This is a genomic window from Chitinispirillales bacterium ANBcel5 (assembly GCA_029688955.1).
Lineage (GTDB): Bacteria > Fibrobacterota > Chitinivibrionia > Chitinivibrionales > Chitinispirillaceae > Cellulosispirillum > Cellulosispirillum alkaliphilum.
This window is the reverse complement of the sequence record JARUKZ010000002.1, coordinates 117,018-140,114: the sequence shown is the minus strand read 5'-3', so window position 1 is coordinate 140,114 and position 23,097 is coordinate 117,018. Positions and strand designations below refer to the sequence as shown.

18 protein-coding genes and 1 tRNA gene are annotated in these 23,097 nt (G+C 43.5%); 14 read left to right on the top strand and 5 right to left on the bottom strand.

Annotation, left to right across the window (positions count from 1 at the left end; genetic code table 11):
* Positions 1–6: 6 nt before the first annotated feature.
* Positions 7–663 (top strand): hypothetical protein, encoded by a 657-nt coding sequence (locus QA601_01810; GenBank protein ID MDG5813797.1) that lies wholly within the window; start codon positions 7–9, stop codon positions 661–663.
* 536 nt (positions 664–1,199) lie between these two features.
* Here the strand turns inward: QA601_01810 and QA601_01805 are convergent.
* Positions 1,200–1,274, bottom strand: a tRNA-Glu gene (locus tag QA601_01805).
* Positions 1,275–1,497: 223 nt separating this feature from the next.
* Here QA601_01805 and QA601_01800 point away from each other — a divergent pair.
* The 3 genes from QA601_01800 to QA601_01790 all read left to right on the top strand — a co-directional run bounded on the left by QA601_01800 (position 1,498) and on the right by QA601_01790 (position 4,706).
* On the top strand, positions 1,498–2,259 hold the full coding sequence (locus QA601_01800) for a flagellin (protein ID MDG5813796.1): 762 nt from the start codon (positions 1,498–1,500) through the stop codon (positions 2,257–2,259).
* Positions 2,260–2,571: 312 nt separating this feature from the next.
* Positions 2,572–3,399, top strand: a complete 828-nt coding sequence (locus QA601_01795; protein ID MDG5813795.1) for a TIGR02147 family protein — start codon at positions 2,572–2,574, stop codon at positions 3,397–3,399.
* Positions 3,396–4,706, top strand: coding sequence for a hypothetical protein (locus QA601_01790; protein ID MDG5813794.1), 1,311 nt, complete (start codon positions 3,396–3,398; stop codon positions 4,704–4,706). Before QA601_01795 ends, QA601_01790 begins: the two co-directional genes overlap by 4 nt.
* A 130-nt stretch (positions 4,707–4,836) precedes the next feature.
* Here QA601_01790 and mtgA read toward each other — a convergent pair whose 3' ends face one another.
* The 4 genes from mtgA to QA601_01770 form a co-directional block, all read right to left on the bottom strand.
* On the bottom strand, positions 4,837–5,673 hold the full coding sequence (mtgA, locus tag QA601_01785) for a monofunctional biosynthetic peptidoglycan transglycosylase (GenBank protein ID MDG5813793.1): 837 nt from the start codon (positions 5,671–5,673) through the stop codon (positions 4,837–4,839).
* A 4-nt stretch (positions 5,674–5,677) separates the two neighbouring features.
* Positions 5,678–6,484: a phosphodiester glycosidase family protein gene (locus QA601_01780; GenBank protein ID MDG5813792.1), complete on the bottom strand. Its 807-nt coding sequence runs from the start codon at positions 6,482–6,484 to the stop codon at positions 5,678–5,680.
* Positions 6,485–6,616: 132 nt separating this feature from the next.
* Positions 6,617–6,937 carry a hypothetical protein gene (locus QA601_01775; GenBank protein MDG5813791.1) on the bottom strand — a complete coding sequence of 107 codons (321 nt, stop codon included), beginning with the start codon at positions 6,935–6,937 and terminating at the stop codon, positions 6,617–6,619.
* Positions 6,937–7,092: a DUF1328 domain-containing protein gene (locus QA601_01770; GenBank protein MDG5813790.1), complete on the bottom strand. Its 156-nt coding sequence runs from the start codon at positions 7,090–7,092 to the stop codon at positions 6,937–6,939. Before QA601_01770 ends, QA601_01775 begins: the two co-directional genes overlap by 1 nt.
* Positions 7,093–7,243: 151 nt before the next feature.
* On the opposite strand from QA601_01770, the gene QA601_01765 reads away from it, so the two are divergent.
* The 10 genes from QA601_01765 to QA601_01720 all read left to right on the top strand — a co-directional run bounded on the left by QA601_01765 (position 7,244) and on the right by QA601_01720 (position 23,095).
* On the top strand, positions 7,244–7,990 hold the full coding sequence (locus QA601_01765; protein ID MDG5813789.1) for an outer membrane lipoprotein-sorting protein: 747 nt from the start codon (positions 7,244–7,246) through the stop codon (positions 7,988–7,990).
* Between the two features lie 7 nt (positions 7,991–7,997).
* Entirely contained in the window at positions 7,998–9,221 is a 1,224-nt protein-coding gene (locus QA601_01760) for an FtsX-like permease family protein (GenBank protein MDG5813788.1), read from the top strand.
* A 79-nt stretch (positions 9,222–9,300) separates the two neighbouring features.
* Positions 9,301–10,458, top strand: a complete 1,158-nt coding sequence (locus QA601_01755; protein ID MDG5813787.1) for an FtsX-like permease family protein — start codon at positions 9,301–9,303, stop codon at positions 10,456–10,458.
* 11 nt (positions 10,459–10,469) lie between these two features.
* Complete coding sequence (locus tag QA601_01750; protein MDG5813786.1) at positions 10,470–11,159, top strand: ABC transporter ATP-binding protein; 690 nt, start codon at positions 10,470–10,472, stop codon at positions 11,157–11,159.
* Entirely contained in the window at positions 11,143–12,366 is a 1,224-nt protein-coding gene (locus QA601_01745; GenBank protein MDG5813785.1) for a hypothetical protein, read from the top strand. Before QA601_01750 ends, QA601_01745 begins: the two co-directional genes overlap by 17 nt.
* 184 nt (positions 12,367–12,550) lie before the next feature.
* A complete protein-coding gene (locus QA601_01740) occupies positions 12,551–14,035 on the top strand; it encodes an amino acid permease (GenBank protein MDG5813784.1) in 1,485 nt (494 codons plus the stop codon).
* Entirely contained in the window at positions 14,035–14,613 is a 579-nt protein-coding gene (locus QA601_01735; protein MDG5813783.1) for a methyltransferase domain-containing protein, read from the top strand. The genes QA601_01740 and QA601_01735 overlap by 1 nt, the downstream gene beginning before the upstream one ends.
* 415 nt (positions 14,614–15,028) lie before the next feature.
* Positions 15,029–17,113, top strand: a complete 2,085-nt coding sequence (locus tag QA601_01730; GenBank protein ID MDG5813782.1) for a glutamine synthetase III — start codon at positions 15,029–15,031, stop codon at positions 17,111–17,113.
* Positions 17,114–17,156: 43 nt separating this feature from the next.
* On the top strand, positions 17,157–21,671 hold the full coding sequence (gene gltB / locus QA601_01725) for a glutamate synthase large subunit (protein ID MDG5813781.1): 4,515 nt from the start codon (positions 17,157–17,159) through the stop codon (positions 21,669–21,671).
* On the top strand, positions 21,668–23,095 hold the full coding sequence (locus tag QA601_01720; GenBank protein ID MDG5813780.1) for a glutamate synthase subunit beta: 1,428 nt from the start codon (positions 21,668–21,670) through the stop codon (positions 23,093–23,095). The genes gltB and QA601_01720 overlap by 4 nt, the downstream gene beginning before the upstream one ends.
* Positions 23,096–23,097: the final 2 nt, after the last annotated feature.

Below are 23,097 nucleotides of genomic sequence, written 5' to 3'. Positions count from 1 at the left end.
GGATCTATGCGTTCAATAACCACGGTATGCCTGATACTCACTCTTCACCTTTATTCTCAGGCAGAAACTGACAGCCACGTTACATTCAGTTTAAACAATGAGAGTATAAGCGTAGATAACAGCCGGTCAGTTACAGAACACAGCACGAATGATTTTAATTTTGACACCAAACTGCGTCGCGCGCGATGGGCCACTAACTTGGGACCAGTGCTCTATGTTGGTGGTCCTCTGGTGTGTTTTGCCGGGATGATTATAGTTGGGAATAGCACACACCCTGAAAAAATTTCTATTTTAAAAGGTATCGCTATAACTGGCTTCACTATCTATGCTGCCGGTCCTGTAGTATCGGGGTTAGGTGCTCAAGGGGTTCGAAGACTTTTAGCAGATGCTGAAATAGATGCACCTCGTCCTGGTGTATGGGGACTCTATGCTGCTGGTCTTGCTATAAAACTGGCCACCGTATATTCCCCCCCACCCAGGTTTGGTAAGCTCGCTGCCATTTGGTTTGCCGCAGATGTCTTATGGATAAGCTCCCTGGTCCGTTCATCACGATATGCCCGAACTGCCCTGTACAATGCAAAATATTCCAATCTTCGTGTCGACCTTGTACCAACATTCTCTCGTAACGGGGATATCGGAGCACACCTGGTTGCTTCATTCTGACAGGGGGGGGAGGAATTTGGAATGAGAGAATAAGGAATTTGGAATTCAGAGATTGGAGTAGGGATATCATTAAACGTTGTGCGCCATAGTTTCTACCACGGAGCAGGACCGCCCGCCAAAAATAGGAGTGGCAAAAACTACAGGCGTACCGCAACCCGTTGTGGACGGAATTGAGTTAGTAAAAGTAAGCTTTTCTTCATAGCCTCACTACTTATTGAACATTCCTGTGCCGGCTTTATTAAAGCCCCTAATAAGAGGTGGATTCCCTGAAATTATCCGTAAGTGGGTAAATACGTTTAGAAAACTACTAATGTTCCACACAACACCTGAACCCTTCACGCTTACACGGGGCAAGCAAGTTTCTTGGCGCCCCCGTGATGAACCTTTCACTTGCCATCAGACCTTACTGGGGGGTGGCCACCTTCGCCCCGGGCGACACGTAGTCAAAATGTGGAATTTGGAATACAAAGATGGAGTGTAGTCAAATGGTTCCCCAAAAAAAAAGGCGACCCACTATCTATTAAGTAGGTCGCCTTTGGTACTCCCTAGGGGAATCGAACCCCTGTTGCAAGAATGAAAATCTTGAGTCCTAACCACTAGACGAAGGGAGCTCAATTATCAAGGAAGAGCTAATATACATTAATGGGGATTAGTGCAGCAAATAAAAAATGCTCTGAGATTGTTTTTTTCTTTTTTTATTCAAAATAAGTTTTAAAGTTTTAGTCATTCCTGCCGATAAGCTAAATAGGAGATGATATAACAATGTCACAAGCAGAGTGGGGAAGCTTTGTCAGGTGATATGGATGTCAGAATAAACCACACAAGGGAGGTCCTATGAGCTTAGGGATGGACAGGCTTAATGGTGCAACACGGTCGATGACGCAAGCTTTTACCAGTGCACAAGACTCCATGGCAACATCGCTTCGGCGTATCTCTACCGGCAAACGGTTTGAACGAGCATCTGAAGATCTGGTCAGCTATACTCGTTTGGTATCAATTGATGCCGATCGCAGCAGGTTCCAGGCGGCAAAAGCTGATCTTACGGAAGCCAGAATAAACGTTTCCACCGCTATCGGTATGGCCGATAATATCATGGATGATCTAAGAGAGGCAAAAGAGCTGTTCGCCAATGGCCAGGATAATGCCGCTTCTCAGATTATGGATGGTATAGCAGATAAGATTACCGCCGAAATTGGTGAAAATGTGTGGTACAGAACCGACTGGGGATCAGTAAAAACGGTAGCCGGTGAAGGGGGAGTATCTCTGGATTTTACCGAATTTGGTAAGGTGGGGGAAGACGATAAGCTGGCAAATCTGGCAACTGCTGCCTCTGAAGCAGAGGTGGATGAGGCGATTGAAGGGATGCAGGCATATATCGGTTCACTACAGGGACTTGAGTTTCAGCTCTCTTCGCAGGAAAGAATGGCTGATGTGGCCATCGATAATACCACTGCTATGAGTTCGACTTTAACAAAGATAGATGAAGCTGCTGAGATGGCAAATGTGATCGATCAGGATATCCGCCAGCAGGCCGCGATGTCGATGATGGCCCAGGCAAATATGTCCAGACGATCGGTTACAATGCTTTATAGATAATACACCAAAGCCAGTTAAAAAAAAGCTCCTGCGGGAGCTTTTTTTTGGGGTCTGTTGAATCCTGAATTTTCAAGTAAACAGTGTAATCAATTTTTGGTTTGGTGTGAACAAAAAAGTGCAGCCAAACCAGTGTAATACATTGTTATAGAAGCTTAAAAAAACTATGGGTGTAATCAGCACTTAATTAGAAGGATCAAAATGAGTCAAATTCGCTTATATTATATTCAAGATGATTCTATAAACGGTGCCAAAGTAACCTAAGCTGTACTTGAAAAAACGGGCCAATTGAGCCACTGATGTATGAGTGTATGAATGAATATATACGGATATGACGACTATCGGGTGTATCTTCGAGACCGTTACAGACAAAAAACTTTAGCTGACCCCACCTATTCTCAGCGGCGTTTTGCGCGTGAAGCGGGGTTTTCTAACCCAGGATTTCTGAATGATGTAATTAAAGGCAGACGAAAGCTCAGTGTGGCTGCTACAGAAAAGATGATTTCTGTCTTTTCTCTCTCTGTGGCTGAAGCGCAATATCTTAAGCTCCTTGTTAAATACAATCATACTTCTGACAGTGACGAAAAGCGCAAAGTGTATTCAAAATTGGTTTTTCGCAGAAACCGAAGCTCCTTTGCCCGTCTTAATCCTTCATTGAATAAATACTACCAGGACTATCGTTACCCTCTTATTAGAACTGCGGTAATGGCTATGGATTTTAGAGGCGATTATGAGGAGCTGGGACAATTCATTAACCCTCCCATCCCCACCGCTATAGTAAAAAAATGTATCCGTGACCTCTGTGACTGGGGGCTGCTTTCCCAGAATGAAGATGGCAGATATCAGGTAAGTGGTGAATTTATCGAACCCCCTGATACCTTAAGCGACATGTTGAAACAGATCAAAAGGGATTGGATTGTTCACTCTGTTGATGCTCTGATGAACCGTAGTTTTGAAAAACGACATATCTCTACTGCGCTGGTAAGTGTTTCCGGGGAAACGGAAGAGAAAATTGCTCAATTAGTCGAAACCTTTAGAGAACAGGTGTGGAAACTTGTGCAGAGTGATGACAAGGAAGCTGACCGGGTTATGCAGCTAAACGTTCAATTCTTTCCCAGAACAGCAGAGAGGAAAAACAGATGAAAAAAAGATGTTTATTACATGTGATACTTCTGTTGTTTGTTTTGAGCGTTGGTTTTGGGTGTGTAAGTGAAGTCGCCGGAGGAGGAGATGATTTTCCAAACGCCATGAGCGAATTGGGGGCAATCCTTTGCAAAAATACAGCAACCACAGTATCCATACCCGATATAGTTGATATAGACTCAGTTCTCGGTTATGCAGAATTTGACATTGTACCTGAAAACTATTCAGTTTCACAAAAAAAGGTAAAAAGAGATACTTCATATGTAGACTCATTGCGCCTCTCTTTTTCTGATCTAAGGCAGGGGATTATTCATGTATACTACTTCTATCATTCAGATTCCATAGATATTATGGATACATCCAGTTATCGTTTCTGGCCTGATACGTTGATTGTAGCTAAAAGAGGGATGATGGAGTTTGTAAATACATCGCTTACACTACGATATAACTATGAAGATTTGGATGGAGATGGTGTGTTACTTGATCCCAAATCAGATGATAACAGAGTGATTTTGCATCGACACTGGGTTTATAACGATATTCACATCACTACTGCGGCTAAAGGCATTGATGCCGGAGAAGACAGGTCGTTTTTAACCTCCAAAGATAATGGAACACTTTTTTATAACATGATTTACCGTATGAATGAAGATACACTTTACTATTTGGATATGAAACCTTCGGGCGATAGTGAGTATATTGTTCCTGTTAATGATAACCGGGATTCTACACCGGTTGAAATCCATAAAATCAGGTTTTCTAGAGATGAAGGTTGGAGAAAAGAAAAAAACTATACTGTTACTTACTTTCATAATGATCCCAGAGCCGATTATTTAACCAGTTATGAGCGAAAAAAGGAATGGACTGAGGGGAGAAGTACGGTAATGTATTTCCAGAGAACAGATGGAGGAAAAAACTTTAGTGCCGGTGATTCGATATACATTCATGATTACACCATAGCAGATGATACCGATTCACTCTTTATGGATAGCATTGTATACAAGGTCAAACTCGATCAGGACTCTCCACCGCTCAGTGATTTTCTAATACTGGAATGGTCACAGTTTACAAGGAAATCTGTGGGAAAGCAGCGCGAAATCACCTATACACTGATCCCTGATCAACCACTATCGCCCGGATATGAAAACTATACCGGAAGCTTTGAGATGAAGATTGTTCAAAGTGATGATTTGGTGATAGTGTTAACAGGAATTGTTGCTTCAGACGAAATAGTAGGCGCATACCAGGATAGTGATGGGGTACTCAGAGATGCTCGCTGGGATAGAGATGGTAACTTTTTAGAGTAAGCATCGGGGGGGAAGGCTTAATTTTTTTTGGGATGCTGTTCTCTGGTAATCGTATTTCCGATTCTTATGTAAATATTTCTTTGGCTACAGTATATCTCAGGAGAAAAAAAACAACCTCACGCTTAGATGTCTATTCTACACCTGTATTTTGCTCCACAATTTCGGGCGGTTCGTTTTCAGTGAGCATCATATACTGCTCTTTATCAATACTTCCCCGATAGTAGAGATTGTTGGCGATAACAGTGAGCCTGCTTTGCATGTAGGGAGAGGTGATGTGGTGAGGCGTGAGTCTTGAGGGCATGGAGAGCACCGCTGCCATCCGTGCTGCTTCATAGAGAGTAAGTTCATAACTTGGTTTATTAAAATAGTACCACGACGCAGCTTCACACCCAAATATAGCAACACCCCACTGGGCGTAATTTAAGTAGAGCTCAAGAATTCTGTCTTTACTCAGATAGTGCTCAAGAAGCAACGTGTAACCAAGTTCTATAGCTTTACGCCTAAAGCTTCTTTCGGGACTGAGAAAGAGGTTCTTGGCAAGTTGCTGAGTGATAGTGCTTGCTCCCCGTATGTTTTCACCCTGTGTTCTGTTGTAGTCAAACGCTGCAATAATTGCATCAAGGTCGAACCCCGGATGAGTAAAGAAACCGTCATCTTCTGCTGCCAGAACCGCCTTTTTAAGCCAGGGTGAGATTTGAGTAATAGGTACAAATTCCTGGTCGATTGAGCTGGCGGGGTTATGAGAAAGGCGCTCACTGTGCTGGGCCATAAATGCTGTTTCGGTGGGGTTGTTTACTTTTAGCTCTCTGACCTCACGTATGGGTCTGGAGATAAAGATGTATGCGCTTATAATAAGAGCGGTAACTACCAGAGAGAAAACAACTGCATAGGCTAAAAAGAGAGTTTTTACTATTTTCCAGAACCTGCGTAGAAAATTGAAACGAGTAGTAGTTTCCTTTTGACTCATAGAGTTAGTCACTTTCTGATATTCTGGAAATTCCCAGAACATTGGGCAGTGGAGAGATGGTGAACGCTCTGCCACCTGAGCTGTAATTTCCTATGAATTGATAGTTTCTTTTTTCGCTCTCAAAATAGAGCTGTGCCTGTGAACCACCTTCCATATACATCACCCGATTTAGATCGATTGGCAGTTCTATTAAAATGTTTATCAATTCGTGTACCGAATGGGGTGCCCTCACATGAATAAAGAGAAGGTTTTCGGAAGAGTCGGTACCTACAGCTGCAATACTCCATCGTCTTGTATTTTCCTGCCATACGTTTCGTCCCGTGCAGGAGAGCATCCGTATGGACTGCACAAAGCTTCCATACTGCTCTCGTAAGGAATCAAAATCATCACATTCCATATCGATGATTCTTACCGGAGCTATCCCCTGCACCAGTGGATCGAAAGCAAGTACAGTGCGGTCTTTGGAGAGGCGTGGGTTATTGATATGGTCATTATTTTGCATAAAGGACACACTGCTTAGATGGTCCTGCTGATACATTGCTGCATTGATTACGGCCGTAAGCCCCTCTTGGTTCGCCCAGGCACGTGCGCTCATCGCAGAGCCCTGGGTGGGATGAGAGGCGTTAAAGAGCTGAAGCTTATAGTGGGCGGGGTCAATACGAAGCAGATTGATATAGACACTATCCAGTGGAAGATAAAGGGAGGAGAGGGCTTTTCCGTATTCAAGACCTTCAGAGAGCTTTTTCCATTGGATATCCTGGCTGCTATAGAGCAGGGTAGCGCTAAAAAGGAGCACAATTACTGTTTTCATCAAAAAAATTACAACCTAAGCTAAATGGTCAATAAAGTGTAAGATAGAATAAGGCAATTGAAAAAAAGATTTCGCCCCGGGAAAAATCAAGCTGAGCTGTATTTTGTTGCTGAGAACGTAAGATTGTTCATATTAATTGCTTGTGGTGTCGGTGATTTCTCGGATTTGATTAAGGAGCTGTTGTAACCTATGGAGATCTGGTTTAAGCTCCACTTCCTTTTTTAGATTGAGAAAAGGGTCAAACAGTTGTACTTTTCCTCCGGCTACTATCAGGTATCCGCCATCATCTGTTTTAATTATCTGTGGAATAAGAAAGTGGCGTATAAACTCATCTACCGGATCACACCCTTTTTTCAGTGATGACAGAGAATCGTAAACGTTTTCATTGGTCTGCGCGTTAGCTGTTTTAACCCACAAAGTAAAAATTACTATACAAATTACTATTTTAATCATCACAACACCTGTATCCAAAACGAGACAACAAAGAGTATAAGAAACACAAAAAAAAGCCCTTTTGCAATGGCTGATATATGGCCCGGTACTTCCGTAAACTTCAGGATGCCAGCGATCAGTGCTATTATTGCAAAGATAATGGCCCAGAGTACCATAAACCACCTCAATTAAAATCCACCTGTAATAATTAACAATCAATCACCAGGCCAGATTGAAATTAACACTGTGAACTGGTGGAATAAAATTTGCGTCTTTGTTGATGTCGCGAATACCCGGGTAGTGCTTTTAGATAAAAGGGGCTTTATTATGGGCGTTAAAGTTGTTTTAATCCTTGCAGCAGTATCATTTTGTTCTTTACTTTGGGCGCAGGACGCAACGGAGGTGGTGCGCAGGGTTGATGAGCGGATGAGGGGAGAGTCCAGCCGTGCGGAGATGACTATGCGTATCATACGACCCGACTGGACCAGAGAACTTTCTGTACGCGCCTACTCCCTTAGCCAGGATTTTTCCATGATCTATATCCTCTCACCTCCAAGGGATCGGGGTACCTCCTTTCTTAAACGTTACAATGAAGTGTGGCAGTGGGTGCCATCTATTCAGAGAGTAGTAAGAATCCCTCCTTCAATGATGACTCAGTCCTGGATGGGTTCAGACTTTACCAATGATGATCTGGTGCAGGAGGCTTCAATCGTCGATGATTATGAACATTCTTTTCTTCCCGATACAACGGTGGAACAGATGGAGGCCTGGCGCGTAGAGATGGTTCCAAAACCTGAAGCTGCGGTAGTATGGGACAGGGTAGAGATGTGGGTAACCAAAGATGATTATAACCAGCGTCGCGCACTGTATTACGATGAAGACGGGGTGCTGGTTAATGATCTTACCCTCGATTCTGTTCGTGAACTGGGGGGAAGGGAGATTCCTACCCGCTGGGAGATGGTGCCTGTTGATGAGCAGGGGCAAAGCACAGTTATGGAATATGATGATTTGGAGTTTGATATCGATATCGATGAAGGGTTCTTCTCTCAGCAAAACATGAGAACCATAAGGTAGAAATCCCATGATGCTTTTTGTTACTATGGCATGGAGAAATCTTTGGCGTAACAGCCACCGCACGCTTATCACCACCGCATCAATCTTCTTTGCCGTGATACTGGTTCTTTTTATCCGTTCGATGCAGCTTGGTACCTACGAACACATGATAACCAATACTGTCAGAATCTCTACGGGGTTTATTCAGGTGCAGGGTGAGGAGTTTTGGGAGACCAGAAGCCTTGAAAACAGCATGCAGTATCGTCAGGAGATGGTGGAAGAGGTGATGGCGCTTGAGGATGTTACCCATGTGGTGCCGCGGATAGAGTCGTTCGCTTTGGCATCATCGGGCGATCAAACGCGCGCATCGGTAGTGACCGGCATCGATCCTGAGGCAGAAAACAGGATGAACAATCTTGAGGAGCAGCTTATTGAGGGCACCTATCTTTCCGGGGGGAGTTCTGAGCGGGTACTAATCGCAAGTGGTCTTGCAGAGTACCTTAACGTTTCACCTGAGGACACGGTTATTCTTTTGGGGCAGGGGTATTACGGAATGAGTGCCGCCGGCGCGTTTCTGGTAGAGGGTATCGTTGATCTGCCTCTTCCCGATCTTAATCAGAGTATGCTATATATGAGCCTTGAAGATGCGCAGTGGTTTTATTCTATGCCCCAAAGAATTACTTCACTTGCGGTTATGATAGACAGGCCTGACAGACTGTGGAGTGTAAGGGACCAGATCTGGGGTATTTATGGAAACGATATAGACGTTCTTACCTGGAGAGAGATGCTACCGGAATTGGTGCAGATAATTGAGCTGGACGATGCCCAGGGGTTAATTATGCTTGGGATTTTATATCTGGTAATTGCTTTTGGGGTTTTTGGCACAGTGATGATGATGATGGCTGAGCGACGCAGGGAATTTGCCATCATGGTTGCCATAGGGCTTAAAAACCGGGCGCTGAGCCTGATACTGCTTATTGAAACAGTGGTGATAGGATTACTTGGAACACTAAGCGGAATCGTTGTTTCTGTACCCATACTTCTATATATGAGGGCTAATCCAATAGTGTTAACCGGAGATACCGCTCAGGCTATGCGTCAATTTGGTTTCGATCCGCTGATTCCTTTTCTGGTTAGTCCATCAATTTTTATTAATCAGGGGATAGTGGTAATGGTAATTTCGCTTGTGGCGTGTTTGTATCCGGTTTTGTCGGTTCGCAAACTTAATATTTCAGATCAGTTGCATGGATAAATTTTGGGGGCTTGTGTAAGTGTTTTTTGAAATGGCGTGGAAAAATATCTGGAGAAATAAAACCAGAAGCCTCATCATCATGTGTGCCATAGCCGTGGGGTTGCTTGCCGGATTGTTTGCAACGGCGGTGATGCTTGGTATGGGGGATCAGATTGTGTCTGTTTCACTCACCACCAGACTCTCTCACGTTCAGATTACTCACCCCGATTATCGCAGGGAACGAGATCTTTCCTTGTATGTACCAAATGCGATGGGTATAGCCTCTGAGATTACTACAATGGAGCAGGTTCGTGCTGCTGCGCCACGGATGCTTGTAGACGCAATGGCCTCATCTCCCAGAATGGCGATGGGGGTGGAGATGCTGGGGGTTATTCCGTCTATGGAGCGGAATCTTACGATAATCGACGAATCTATTATCGAAGGGCAGTATTTTGATACTGCAATGCTCAATCCTGCAGTGATTGGACAGGAGCTTGCGGAGCGGCTGGATATCGGCGTGGGCTCGAGGCTGGTATTAACATTTCAAAACGTTGAAGGGGTGATTAGTGGCGGGGCATTCAGGGTTAGCGGGCTTTTCCGCACTCCGTCGGCTGAGTTTGACCGCAGTACAATATATGTGCGTTCGGATGATCTGGCTCCTCATCTGGAGATGGACCAGCAGCGGTTTCAGCAGGTATCGATACTCTTTACCACTATGGAAGCAATGGATACTTCAATGGTGTACATAGAACAGATGGCTGAGGGGATGTGTGTAGAGACCTGGCGTGATTTAGCCCCTGAACTTGATTATATCGCCTCGACCCTGGATGTTTTTCTCTACATATTTCTGATAGTTATCCTTCTTGCTCTTGCCTTTGGAATAGTAAATACAATGCTTATGGTGGTGCTTGAGCGCACCCGGGAGATTGGGATGCTTATGGCAGTGGGGATGAAGCGTGGGACGCTGTTTTCCATGATTGTGCTTGAGACGGTGGTGCTTTCGGTCACCGGAGCGGTTGTGGGCATGGTGTTTTCCTTTGTGCTTATCTCGGTGGTGTCAGAAACAGGAATCGATCTTTCGGTGTTTGCAGAAGGTCTTGCTGAATTTGGCACCGGTGAGATCCTCTACCCTCAACTGCCCTGGACAATGTATCCGGTACTGGGGCTAATGGTCATAGTGGTAGCGGTGCTTTCGGCTTTATACCCGGCGTTAAAGGCCCTCAGGCTCAGGCCGGCTGATGCGTTACGTACAGACTGAAAGGTAGAAAAATGGCTGTGGAAGTTATAACAACTAACAATTTAAAAAAAGAGTATCACGAATCAGAGGTTCCTGTAAAAGCCCTCAATGGTGTTAACCTTACGATTTTGGATGGGGAGTTTACCGCTATTGTGGGACCTTCAGGGTCGGGGAAAAGTACGCTGCTGCATTTGTTGGGTGGATTGGACAGGCCAACTCAGGGCACCGTTGTTATAGACAAAACAGATATCGGGAAGTTGTCCTCGGGTGAAATTATCGACTTTAGATTATTTAATATAGGGTTTGTTTTTCAGGCCTATAATCTTATCCCTGTATTAACTGCAAAAGAGAATATCGAATTTATAATGATGCTTCAAAAGGTTGATAAGCACCAAAGACGTAACCGGTCCCTTGAGCTTCTTGAAGCTGTTGGGTTGAAAAAACGGGCTGATCACCGTCCGGTTCAACTCTCTGGTGGTGAGCAGCAGCGGGTTGCAGTTGCACGTGCTTTGGCATCAAAGCCCAAATTTGTTCTGGCCGATGAGCCAACCGCAAATCTTGATTCCAGATCCGCTGAAAACCTTCTGGATTTGATGGCTGAGCTTAATTCAAAACTTAAAACCACCATTCTCTTTTCCACCCATGATGAACGGGTAATTAAACGTGCACGAAGGGTGGTGAGTCTTCTCGACGGGGAGGTTAGGGATGACAGTGAGAGATAGTTGGTGGAGGCGCAGCGTTACAGGAAAAAAGGACAACATTGTGCTTGCGATGTTGGCACTTGTGGTGATTGGCTTTGAAACCGGGGCACAATGGTTGCCCTCAGAGCAAAATACAGAAGTTCGGGGTTTTTTGGGTGGAATGCCTATTTACAGTTTCAGTTTTGATCCCGATGAGCAGTTTTTAGATTACCTGATTCACTCACGGTTGGATTTTACCTATTTTCTGCCCGTTGTGCCGGTTACATTACATGGTGCTGTGAGGCTTCAGGTGTTTTGGGGTGAGCAGGCTGAGGCGTTTGGGTTAGAGAGTCCGGTGGTTGATATTATTGGCGAAGACAGGGGTATAATGGATCTTACCGGCGCCTGGGGCGGTATTACGGTGCTTAACATGGATCGCCTGTATCTGTCCTACTCACGCCCCAGCTTACGGGTAACTGTGGGCAGGCAGCGGGTGAACTGGGGCACCAATTATGTTTGGAACCCCAATGATTGGTTTAATGCCTATGAATACCTTGATTTTGATTACGAGGAGCGACCTGGTTCGGATGCATTGCGTGTTCAGTACTATCCCGGGGTGTTATCGTTATTTGAGGCAGCACTTGGGGCTTCTGAGCACAGAGAGGAGCGGGTATATGCACTGCTCTACCGTTTTAACCGCTTTAATTACGACCTTCAGTTTCAGGGAGGATTTTTTGGGCTGGATGCTGCGGGAGGCTTTTCCTGGTCTGGTTCAATTGGAGGGGCTGGGTTCAGGGGAGAGCTCAGTACCTATCTTCCGTTTCTTAGTGAAGATGATGGGGTAGATATAGGAGATGAGCTCACGACTGTAACAGCAATTTCGGGCGATTACATGTTCGCCAACGGTTTGCATGTTATCGGGGAAGCTTTGTACAACGGTTTTGGTGATAATGGGATCGTAGATACTGTTCCTCTGCTGTCTCCCCAAATCAATGCCAAAAATCTTACCCCTGCCAGATTTCTTCTGTATAGTTCTGTATCCTATCCATTTGTTCCACTTCTACAGGGAGCTCTTTCGGTGATGTTTAATCCTGATGATCAGTCTCTTCTTCTTCAGCCATCTCTGGACTGGTCTGTGGCAACGAACCTTGACCTTCTAACAATCGCTCAACTCTATATCGGTGATGATGGGACCGTTTTTGGGCAATTACCTAATCTTCTGGCAGCACGTCTGAGGTACTATTTTTAAACCTGCTAAAAAAATGTAGCTTCTTAAATCTGCAGCGTTGTAATTAAACTCCTACCCTAAGGGTCGGTACGATCATTTTCTCTCTTTTTTGAATGGAAACTAGTAGTTTTGGTAGGCTACTTTGAGTTTAACTTATCTCAATTAATATATTTGATTGTATTTTAGGAGCCTCGAAGAGGAATACATGTCTGATAGTACAACATTGGAAAAACCGGTTATCAGAAAACCAAACTCATGTAACACAACCATATATGAATTACAGTCCTACAATGGGGGGCTAAAGCGCCATTTAGGTCTTTGGGGGTGTGTGAGCATAATAGTAGGGATAGTAATTGGGGTTTCGATTTTTGAGATCCCTCCTATTGTATTTAACAATGTATCTACCCCCTGGCATGGTCTTGGGATTTGGTTGTTGGGCGGGGTACTCTCCATAGTGGGGGCACTCTGTTACGCTGAGCTGGCAACAAGTTACCCTCACATGGGAGGAGATTATACCTATCTTACCAAAGCCTTTCATCCCTGTGTGGGGTATCTGTTTGGGTGGGGGCGTTTGGTGGTAATACAAACAGGTAGTATAGGTGCTCTATCCTATGTGTTTGCCAGGTATGCTACACAACTGTTTGCGACAGTTGATCAGGTGTGGTTTGCTGCTGCTGTAGTAGTAGCTTTGACTGTAGTAAATATAATTGGAGTAAAATTTGGGAAAACCACTCAGTATCTTCTTACCATTTCCATAATGCTTGGATTAGCTGCAGTAATTATGGCAGGTTTTTTCGTTAGTAGTGAAAACGCGTTTTTGGTTGAGAATGCACGAAGTGGCCCCGGGGTAGGCCTGGCAATGATTATGGTTCTTTATGCATTTGGGGGATGGAACGAGGCGGCATTTGTAGCGGCGGAGGTTCGTGAACCAGGCAAAAATATACCAAGAGCGCTACTTATAAGTATAAGTGTGATTACTTTGGTTTCGATCATTGTAAATGTGGGCTATCTGTATGGTTTGGGTTTTGAGGGGCTCAGAAACTCCGCTGCTCCAGCTTCTGAAGTGTTGCAGTTAAGCTTTGGAAGTGCAGGCGCAAAAATAATGAGCATGATTGTGATCCTTTCTGTTCTCTGCTCGATTAACGGCTCCATTTTAACAGGTTCACGGGTGTATGCTGCGATGGGGCTGGATCATAAAACGTTCTCTGTTTTGGGGCGCTGGTCATCACGATTCGGTACTCCGGCAATCTCCTTTTTAGTTCAGTGTCTGATTACGCTGCTGATGATTTTTGGTGTGGGTACAAAAGCAGGTCGCTCTGCTCTTGACAGATTCCTTGTAGTGATAGGTTTGGATAAGCTACCCTGGGAACAGTATGGAGGGGGATTTGGAACACTTGTAGCAGGAACAGCTCCTGTGTTTTGGCTCTTTTTATTGCTAAGCGGCATTTCACTTTTTATACTTAGAATAAAGAACAGGAGTTTCAAACGGTCATTTTCTGTTCCACTGTATCCTTATTTACCTTTAATATTCTGTTTTACCTGTTTTTATATGCTATATAATAGCATCATTTATGCTAAGGGTTTGTCTGTTTTTGGTATGACATTACTTATGGCGGGCATACCGTTTTACTGGTTAGGTTTTACCCGGGAGAAAAAACTTTTACAAAAAACTAAACAAAGGGAGATGTAATGTTTAAAGTTAAATGTATGCTAATCAAAACGCTGTCACTTTCAGGACTTTTGTTTTTAGCTGTGACTGCCAGTGATACTGCCAGAAGGCCCCAGCGTACACCTGATATTCATTATGTTCCAACACCCCACGAGGTGGTTGAAATAATGCTGAGGCTGGCTGATGTACAAGAAGATGATGTAGTGTACGATCTGGGCTCAGGAGATGGCCGGATCGTTATTGCTGCTGCCAAAAAAGCGGGTGTTAGAGCGTATGGATATGAAATTGATCCTGAAATGGTCGATAAATCGATTCAAAACGTAAAAGAAGCCGGGGTTGAGGATCTTGTTACAATAGAGGAGAAGGATATTTTTGAACTCGATTTGAGTGAAGCTTCAGTTATCACTCTGTATCTTCTTCCCGATCTTAATGTTCGGCTTATTCCACAACTTGAAAAACTAAAACCCGGATCAAGAATCGTCTCTCACGAATTTAATATGGCCGGTGTGGAGCCAGATGTTAAAGCAACGGTTCGACGTGAAGGTGGTGGCCAGAGCACTGTGTATCTTTGGACCACTCCCTTAAGAAAGACTAATTAAGCTTTTCTGCTCTAAAGACCCTGTGCACTGCTAAGGTAAGTGTGCGGGTCTTTCCCCTTTCCTGAACATCTGCATTCCTTCTCTCATTCACTGAATCTGATCGATCGGCACTTATCTTCATTGATCTAATACTGGCCTTTTTAGATAACTTTTGATGGTTTTTGTTTGGCTGCTTTGGTGTGGATTACAGCGTAATACAAAAATGTAATTCTCGTGCTGGATGGGCACAATTATGTAACAAAATTTAACCATAGTGTAATTTGTTAAATTTAGTAAAGATAATATAACCCCTCTAAATACAAACACTTAAGCAGTTTGATGATGAGCTTTAAAAGGTTGGTACGCTTTCTGCTTGTTACTTGCACATGAAAAGTAAAAATCTTATTGTTCAAACAAAACAGGGGGTAAGGTAAGAATGGATACTCTTGGAAAAAAAGTAATAGAGGAGTTTGGGGAAAATGTGTTTAACATGAAAATGATGCGTAATTATCTTTCCGAAGGCACATTTGAATCTTTAAGTGCAACGATAAGAGCCGGGGATACCCTGGATTCTGAAATAGCCGATGATGTTGCGGAGGCAATGAAGACCTGGGCCCTTGAGATGGGTGCAACTCATTTTACCCATTGGTTTCAGCCCCTGACCGGAGCTACCGCCGAAAAACATGAGTCATTTTTGGTTCCAAATCATGATGGTGGTGCCTTGATGAAGTTTTCAGGTAAAGAGTTGATTCAGGGTGAACCTGATGCTTCCAGTTTTCCTTCAGGCGGATTGCGTGAAACCTTCGAAGCAAGAGGGTATACTGCCTGGGATCCTACCAGTCCTGCCTTTATAAAAGAGTGTGCAAATGGGGGGGTGTTGTGTATACCTACTGTATTTTGCGGCTATAAAGGAGAAGCGCTTGATAAAAAAACACCCTTGCTGCGATCAATGGATGCACTTTCAAAGCAGTTGTGCCGTCTGGGAAATCTGTTTGGTATAGATAACAAAGGCAAACGGGCATATGCTACTCTTGGTGCAGAGCAGGAGTACTTTTTGGTCGATAAAAAATTAGTAAGCCGTAGGCTGGATCTGATTCAAACTGGTCGGACGTTATTTGGTTGTTCTCCCGCAAAACATCAGCAGATGGAAGATCATTATTTTGGAGCAATTAAACTCAGGGTTATGGAGTTTATGACTGATCTTGACCACGAGCTGTGGCGTATGGGAATACCCGCCAAAACAAGGCACAATGAGGTGGCACCAGCACAGTTTGAACTTGCCCCGGTTTTTGAGGAGCTTAATCTCGCGGTAGATCACAACATGATAGTCATGGAGGTGTTACAAAGCGTTGCGGATAAGCATGGCTTTGTTTGTTTGCTTCATGAAAAACCATTTGCAGGAGTTAATGGATCCGGAAAACATAACAACTGGGCAGTATGTGGCCCTGATGGGAAAAACTGGCTTTCACCTGGGAAAAATCCTCATGAAAATGCTAAGTTTCTTACTATGATTTGCGCACTGATACAGGCAGTCGATGATCATTCTGAGCTTTTGCGTGCTTCGGTTGCTTCGGCTGGAAATGATCATCGTTTGGGGGCCAACGAAGCCCCCCCTGCTATTATGTCAGTGTATCTCGGTCATGATCTGACGGAAATTATTAAACAGATAGAAAATGGGGTGAAAGGATCAAGCCGCAAGGGTGACAGTATTGAACTAGGGGTTTCTTCTCTGCCATTATTACCACGCCATACTACTGATCGTAACAGAACATCACCGTTGGCTTTTACGGGTAATAAGTTTGAGTTTCGCGCTGTGGGTTCTAAACAAAGTTGTGCCGGCCCAAATGTGGTTATGAATACAATCATGGCTGAGGCGCTTGATACGATTTGCACTCGCCTTGAAAAGCAAATGGCTGAAGATGGAAACTTAGCAGATGTACTGCCAGGAGTGCTTCAGGGCATCGTAAAAAAACACAAACGTATTCTTTTCGATGGAGATAATTACACCGATGACTGGGTTACAGAGGCTAAAGCTCGTGGGTTAGCCAATCTTCCAGTCACCCCGGAAGCTCTTAAACCTCTGCAAACTGAAAAGATAAGGAATCTTTTTTCCAAGTATGGTGTTTTAAGCGAGGCAGAACTTGAATCACGCTATGAAGTGTATATGGAACAGTACGAAAAACAGATTGCAATTGAGGCAAAAACAGCTGTTCATATGGCAAAAACGATTATCATGCCTGCTGCCATTAGATATCAGTTGCAACTGTCTGAGACGATTATAAATCTGGAAAAATGTAACATTTCTGCTTCCGGTAATAAAGAACTCCTTACGGTTATCAGCTCTGAGCTGGATAATCTTGTTAAAGGAATTGATGTTTTGGAGAGAAGTATCGATTTGGATGGTATCAATAAATTGAGTGCTATGGAGAAGATGCGTGATGCAGCTGATTCACTTGAGAAAATGATCCCCAATGATATATGGCCTCTTCCGTCATATGCAGAGATGTTGTTTATGGTGTAAATAATGATGAATGTGTTTTTATCTTAATCTAAAGAGGTAATAAATGGGTTTTCCAGAAAAACAGGGGCTTTACAATCCAGCAAATGAACATGACGCTTGCGGGGTAGGCTTTCTGGTTAATATTGAAGGACAAAAAACACACAGCATCATCGAAAAAGGTATCGAGGTACTTAAGAATCTAATGCACCGGGGGGCAACCGGTGCAGATTCAAATACCGGGGATGGTGCAGGGTTGTTGTTTCAATTACCAGAACGTTTTTTCCGCAATGAATGTGATAAGCTTGGTATCGTTTTGCCACAAAATACAGGTTTCGGTGTGGGTATGTGTTTTTTGCCGAAAAACAAAGCACTGAAAGAGAAGTGTATAAAAATCGGAGAGATGACCGCTGAGTCTCAAGGATTGAAGGTGACAGGGTGGCGTGAAGTGCCGGTAAATCCAAAGGTCTTAGGCCAGCAAGCCCGCAACGAAAGCCCCTCTATTTTTCAGTGCTTCATTAGTAGTGATAGCATGACAAAGTTTGAATTAGAACAGAAGCTGTATGTAGTAAGAAAAATGTGGCTCAACAATGTTCGTAATGAAACTAAAGCTATCGATGATTTCTATATCGTAAGTTTGTCCTGCATGACTATCATCTACAAAGGTATGCTTCAGGGAACACAAATGGCGGAGTTTTATACCGATTTGCAGGATAAACTCATGGAGAGTTCCCTGGTGGTAGTTCATAAACGATATAGCACAAACACCTTTCCTTCATGGAGATTAGCTCAACCATTTCGTTGTTTGGCCCATAACGGGGAGATTAATACGATTAAAGGCAATCGCGCAAATATGGGTGCCCGGGAGAAGGGACTTGAATCAGAGGTGTTTGGTGATACTTTACAAGAGATGCTTCCGGTAATAGAGGAAGAAGGCAGTGATTCTGCAGCGCTCGATAATGCAATGGAATTTTTTACACATTGTGGCCGTAAAATGCACCATTCGGCTGTTATGATGATTCCTCAGGGGTGGGGTGAGAAATATCCCATGGGGCCGGATCTGCGTGGGTTCTTTGAGTATCATGCTGGTTTGATGGAACCGTGGGATGGACCCGCGACAGTTGTTTTTACAGATGGAAAAAGTGTCGGTGCAATACTTGATCGTAATGGTTTAAGACCTGCACGCTATACGATTACTCATGATGGGTTCATGGTGCTGGCATCTGAAACCGGTGTTGTTGACTTGCCTCCCGAAACTGTAAAGGAAATGGGCGCATTAAGACCCGGACAAATCATTCTGGCTGATACAGAGGCAAAAACATTACGAAAAAACTGTGAAATAAAATTAGCACTTGCCAGGCGAAAGCCCTATCGAAGATGGGTTGAAGAAAACAGAATAGATCTTTATGGAAATAATGCAGCTACACCTGTTCTACCTGATGAAAGCAGTTTAAAAAAGAGACAAATGCTGTTTGGTTACACAAGGGAAGATGAAAAGGTCATACTAAACAACATGGCTGTATTCGAACAGGAACCTAAGGGATCGATGGGGTCTGATCAACCATTGGCCGTATTTTCAGAGAAGCCTCATTTGCTTTACTGGTACTTCAAACAAATGTTTGCTCAGGTTACTAATCCGGCAATTGACCCCATTCGGGAAGAACTGGTTATGTCTCTAATGACCACGATAGGGAATACTGAGTCTGTTCTTACAGAAAAAAAAGAAAACGCGAGGCTGATTAAGATGCGTCATCCTATTCTTTCCAACGACGATCTTAAGCGCATGTCATCACTTCAAAATGATGATTTTAAAAGCGTGGTACTGAAAACAGAATTTAAAGCTGGTGGCAACGGAAAGGTTCTTAAAAGAGCTATCACTAACCTGTGTGACAGAGCGGTAAATGCGGTACGTGAAGGGTATAGAATAGTGGTTCTAAGTGATAAAGGGCTCAAAGAAGGTGAAGTACCAATTCCGATGCTACTTGCTGTTTCCGCTGTTCATAATTCATTAATCCGTGAAGGATTAAAAACAAAAACCGGGTTGATTGCTGAGACCGGTGAAGCTAGAGAAGTATCACATTTTGCATTGTTATTGGGGTATGGTGCTTGTGCAATCAATCCATACCTTGCTTTTGAGACCATTACAGAAATGGCAAATAATAAAAGGCTTGAAAAGCATGTAACAGCACCAGAAGCTGTAGATAATTACGTAAAAGCTATCTGTAAGGGATTACTTAAAGTGATGTCAAAAATGGGTATATCAACTTTAAGAAGTTATCGTAATGCTTGTTTTTTTGAGGCAATCGGCCTTAACAGAGAAGTTATTGAGAAGTATTTTGAAGGTACACCTACCAGAATAGAAGGTTTAGGAATTGAAGAGATCGCAGTCGAAGCCAATACACGATACAGAGAGTCTGTAAAAGAGAGTGCCTCTTTTTTGCCTTCGGGGGGACAATATAAATACCGTAAAGATGGTGAACGGCATATGTGGACACCGCAAAGCATCAAACTGCTTCAGAGGGCTACACGAGAGAATGATAAAGAAATCTATAACCAATTTGCAGAGCAGATAAATGAACAAACACGTAAACTATGTACTCTAAGAGGACTTTTTCGTATAAAGAAATCAAATTCACCCATACCCGTTGAAGAGGTTGAACCCGTTTCGGAGATTGTAAAAAGATTTGCTACTGGTGCAATGTCTTTTGGGTCTTTAAGTATTGAAGCTCATCAAACATTGGCTATCGCTATGAATCGTTTAGGTGCTATGAGTAACAGTGGTGAAGGTGGAGAAGACTCTGCGCGCTATAAAGTATTACCAAACGGAGATAATAGCTGCAGCGCCATTAAACAGGTCGCAAGCGGACGCTTTGGCGTAACGATAGAATACCTTGTAAATGCCAAGGAAATACAGATTAAAATTGCTCAAGGTGCAAAACCAGGAGAAGGGGGGCATCTGCCAGGGCATAAGGTGAATGAACAAATTGCTTCTGTTAGAAACTCTACTCCAGGTGTCACTCTGATTTCACCACCACCACATCATGATGTGTATTCTATTGAAGATATCGCACAACTTATCTATGACCTTAAAAATGCCAATCCTGAGGCAAGAATCTCTGTGAAGCTGGTATCCGAATGCGGAGTAGGAACGGTTGCTGCAGGATTGGCTAAAGGTCATGCTGATGTAATCTTAATAAGTGGATATGATGGTGGTACAGGGGCTGCTCCATTATCTTCAATCAAACATGCGGGAATCCCATGGGAATTGGGGCTGTCTGAAACACAACAAACACTCATGTTGAATGGCTTGCGCAGCAGGGTTAAATTACAAACAGACGGTCAGCTTAGAACTGGTAGGGATGTACTTGTAGCTGCGCTACTGGGTGCTGAAGAATTTGGTTTTGCTACTGCGCCACTTGTTGTATGTGGGTGTGTGATGATGCGTAAATGTCACAATAATACGTGTCCTGTAGGAGTGGCGACTCAGGATAAAAATTTACGAAAAAAATTCAGCGGTAAGCCTGAGTATATTGTAAACTATTTCACTATGGTAGCCGAGGAGCTTAGAAGTTACATGGCCCAGCTTGGATTTAGAAAATTTGATGATATGATTGGGCGATCAGACTTGCTTGAGACCAATGACGCAATTGAGTTTTGGAAGGCAAAGGGACTTAATCTTGAACCGTTATTCTACCGTCCTGATAGTGCTTATGATGATCCACGGTGTACAAGAAAACAAAATCATGGGCTTGAAAAGGCTCTCGATTATTCAATTCTATCGAAGTGTGCTGAAGCCTTAAAAGATAGAAAGAAAACGTATCTTAAGTTTGATATCAGAAATATTCACAGAAGTGTTGGTACTATAGTTTCAAGTGAAGTGGCTAAACGTTATGGTAGTAATGGATTGCCTGAGAGTACTCTTACACTGAGTTTCAAAGGGACTGCCGGGCAGAGCTTTGCAGCCTTTGGGGCAAAGGGTATCTCTTTTATATTGGAAGGAGAAGCAAATGACTATGTCGCCAAAGGGCTTTCTGGTGCAAGAGTAATTATAAGGCCATCACCACAGGCTACTTATGATACAACTTTTAACACCATAGCTGGAAATGTGATACTATACGGTGCAACAAGTGGACAGGTCTTTATTAATGGTCAGGCAGGAGAAAGATTCGCAATTCGTAATAGTGGTGCTGTTGCGGTGGTTGAAGGAATTGGTGACCATGGCTGTGAATACATGACGGGAGGTAAAGTCGTTGTGCTGGGTGAAACAGGGGTGAATTTTGGAGCAGGTATGAGTGGTGGAATCGCCTATGTATTGGATAAAACCGGCATGTTTGATAATAAGTGTAATCTTGAAATGATTGATCTTGAGTTGGTTAAAAACTCTGAAGACGTGAGGGAATTAAGATCGTTGATTGAACAGCATGTAGCCTATACGGGAAGTGTTTATGCTCGTGATATTCTACAAAATTGGGAAGCTACACTACCTTTCTTTATTAAAGTGTTTCCAATGGAATACCGACGTGCTCTGAGTGGCATAAAAAAAGAAAAGTTTATTTCAAAACCGAAAGAAGTGTTAGCATGAATAATCAAAACGTTTTACAAAGAAAAAAACCTGAATACAGAAAAGCATCGCAATGTATCAATGATTGGTTGGCTGTTGAGTTGTTCCTCACATCAGATCAAATAACAGATCAGGCAAGAATCTGTATGGATTGCGGTGTACCGTTCTGTCATGGTTATGGTTGTACTCTTGGGAACGTAATACCCGAATTCAATGAACTGGTAGCTATGGGCAGGTGGGCAGAGGCATGGAATATTCTTACTCTTACCAACCCGTTTCCCGAATTTACTGCTCGCATATGCCCTGCATTGTGTGAGGGTTCCTGTGTTGCAGGGATTAACGAAGAACCGGTGAATATACGGCAAATTGAGTATAATATTGTCGAGCAGGCATTTCAAACTGGTTTGGCAAAACCCGCTTTACCATCACATAGGAAACAGGAAAATGTAGCAGTGGTTGGATCTGGGCCTGCGGGACTAGCTGTCGCCTGGAAACTAAACCAAAAAGGATACACTGTTACGGTTTTTGAAAGTGCAGAAAAACCAGGAGGGTTGTTACGTTACGGTATCCCTGATTTCAAACTGGAAAAATGGGTGATCGATAGGCGTATTAAACTGATGCAGGAAGAGGGCATTACGTTCAAGACATCTGTAACTATAGGGTCGGATATTTCTTCATCGTATTTACATAGAACTTTTGACGCGGTGGTTTTAGCAGGGGGGGCCAGAACACCGCGTCAATTAAATGTTCCAGGTGGTGACTTGAACGGGGTTCATTATGCCTTACCGTATCTGACACTGCAGAATCGAATTAATGGTGGTGAAAATGTGTCTGATCAGACTTTAATTTCTGCTAAGGATAAGTCTGTAGTGGTGATAGGTGGTGGGGATACCGGTTCAGATTGTCTTGGTACTGCTTTAAGACAGGGTGCAAAAAAAGTCGTTCAGATAGAAATTATGCCTAAGCCGCCTTTAGTTCGATCCTCCGAAACTCCCTGGCCGGAGTGGCCTTATAAGTTAAGAGAGTCAAGTAGTCACAAAGAAGGGGGAGAGAGAAAATGGTCTGTAATGACAAAGAAAATAGTAGGTAATGAAGGTAAAGTCTCTGAGGTGCGGTGTTGTGAGGTTAAATGGGGTAAAGATGAAAATGGAGGTAAAAATCCTATTGAAATTCCGGGTTCTGAGTTTACATTAAAAGCTGAGCTTGTTTTGATTGCCATGGGGTTTACGGGGCCAGGATGTGTTAGTTCTGCGGAAGAGTTTCGACTTGAGCGAAGCAATAATGGTTTTATTTGGAGTAGTGAGGAGGGAGTGACATCACATGAAGGTGTTTTTGCCACCGGGGATATAACAAAAGGACCGTCTTTAGTCGTGAAGGCAATTGCTGATGGTTTAGACTGTGCTGATACGGTAGAAAAATTTATTAGAAAAAAAAATAATGCTTAGGA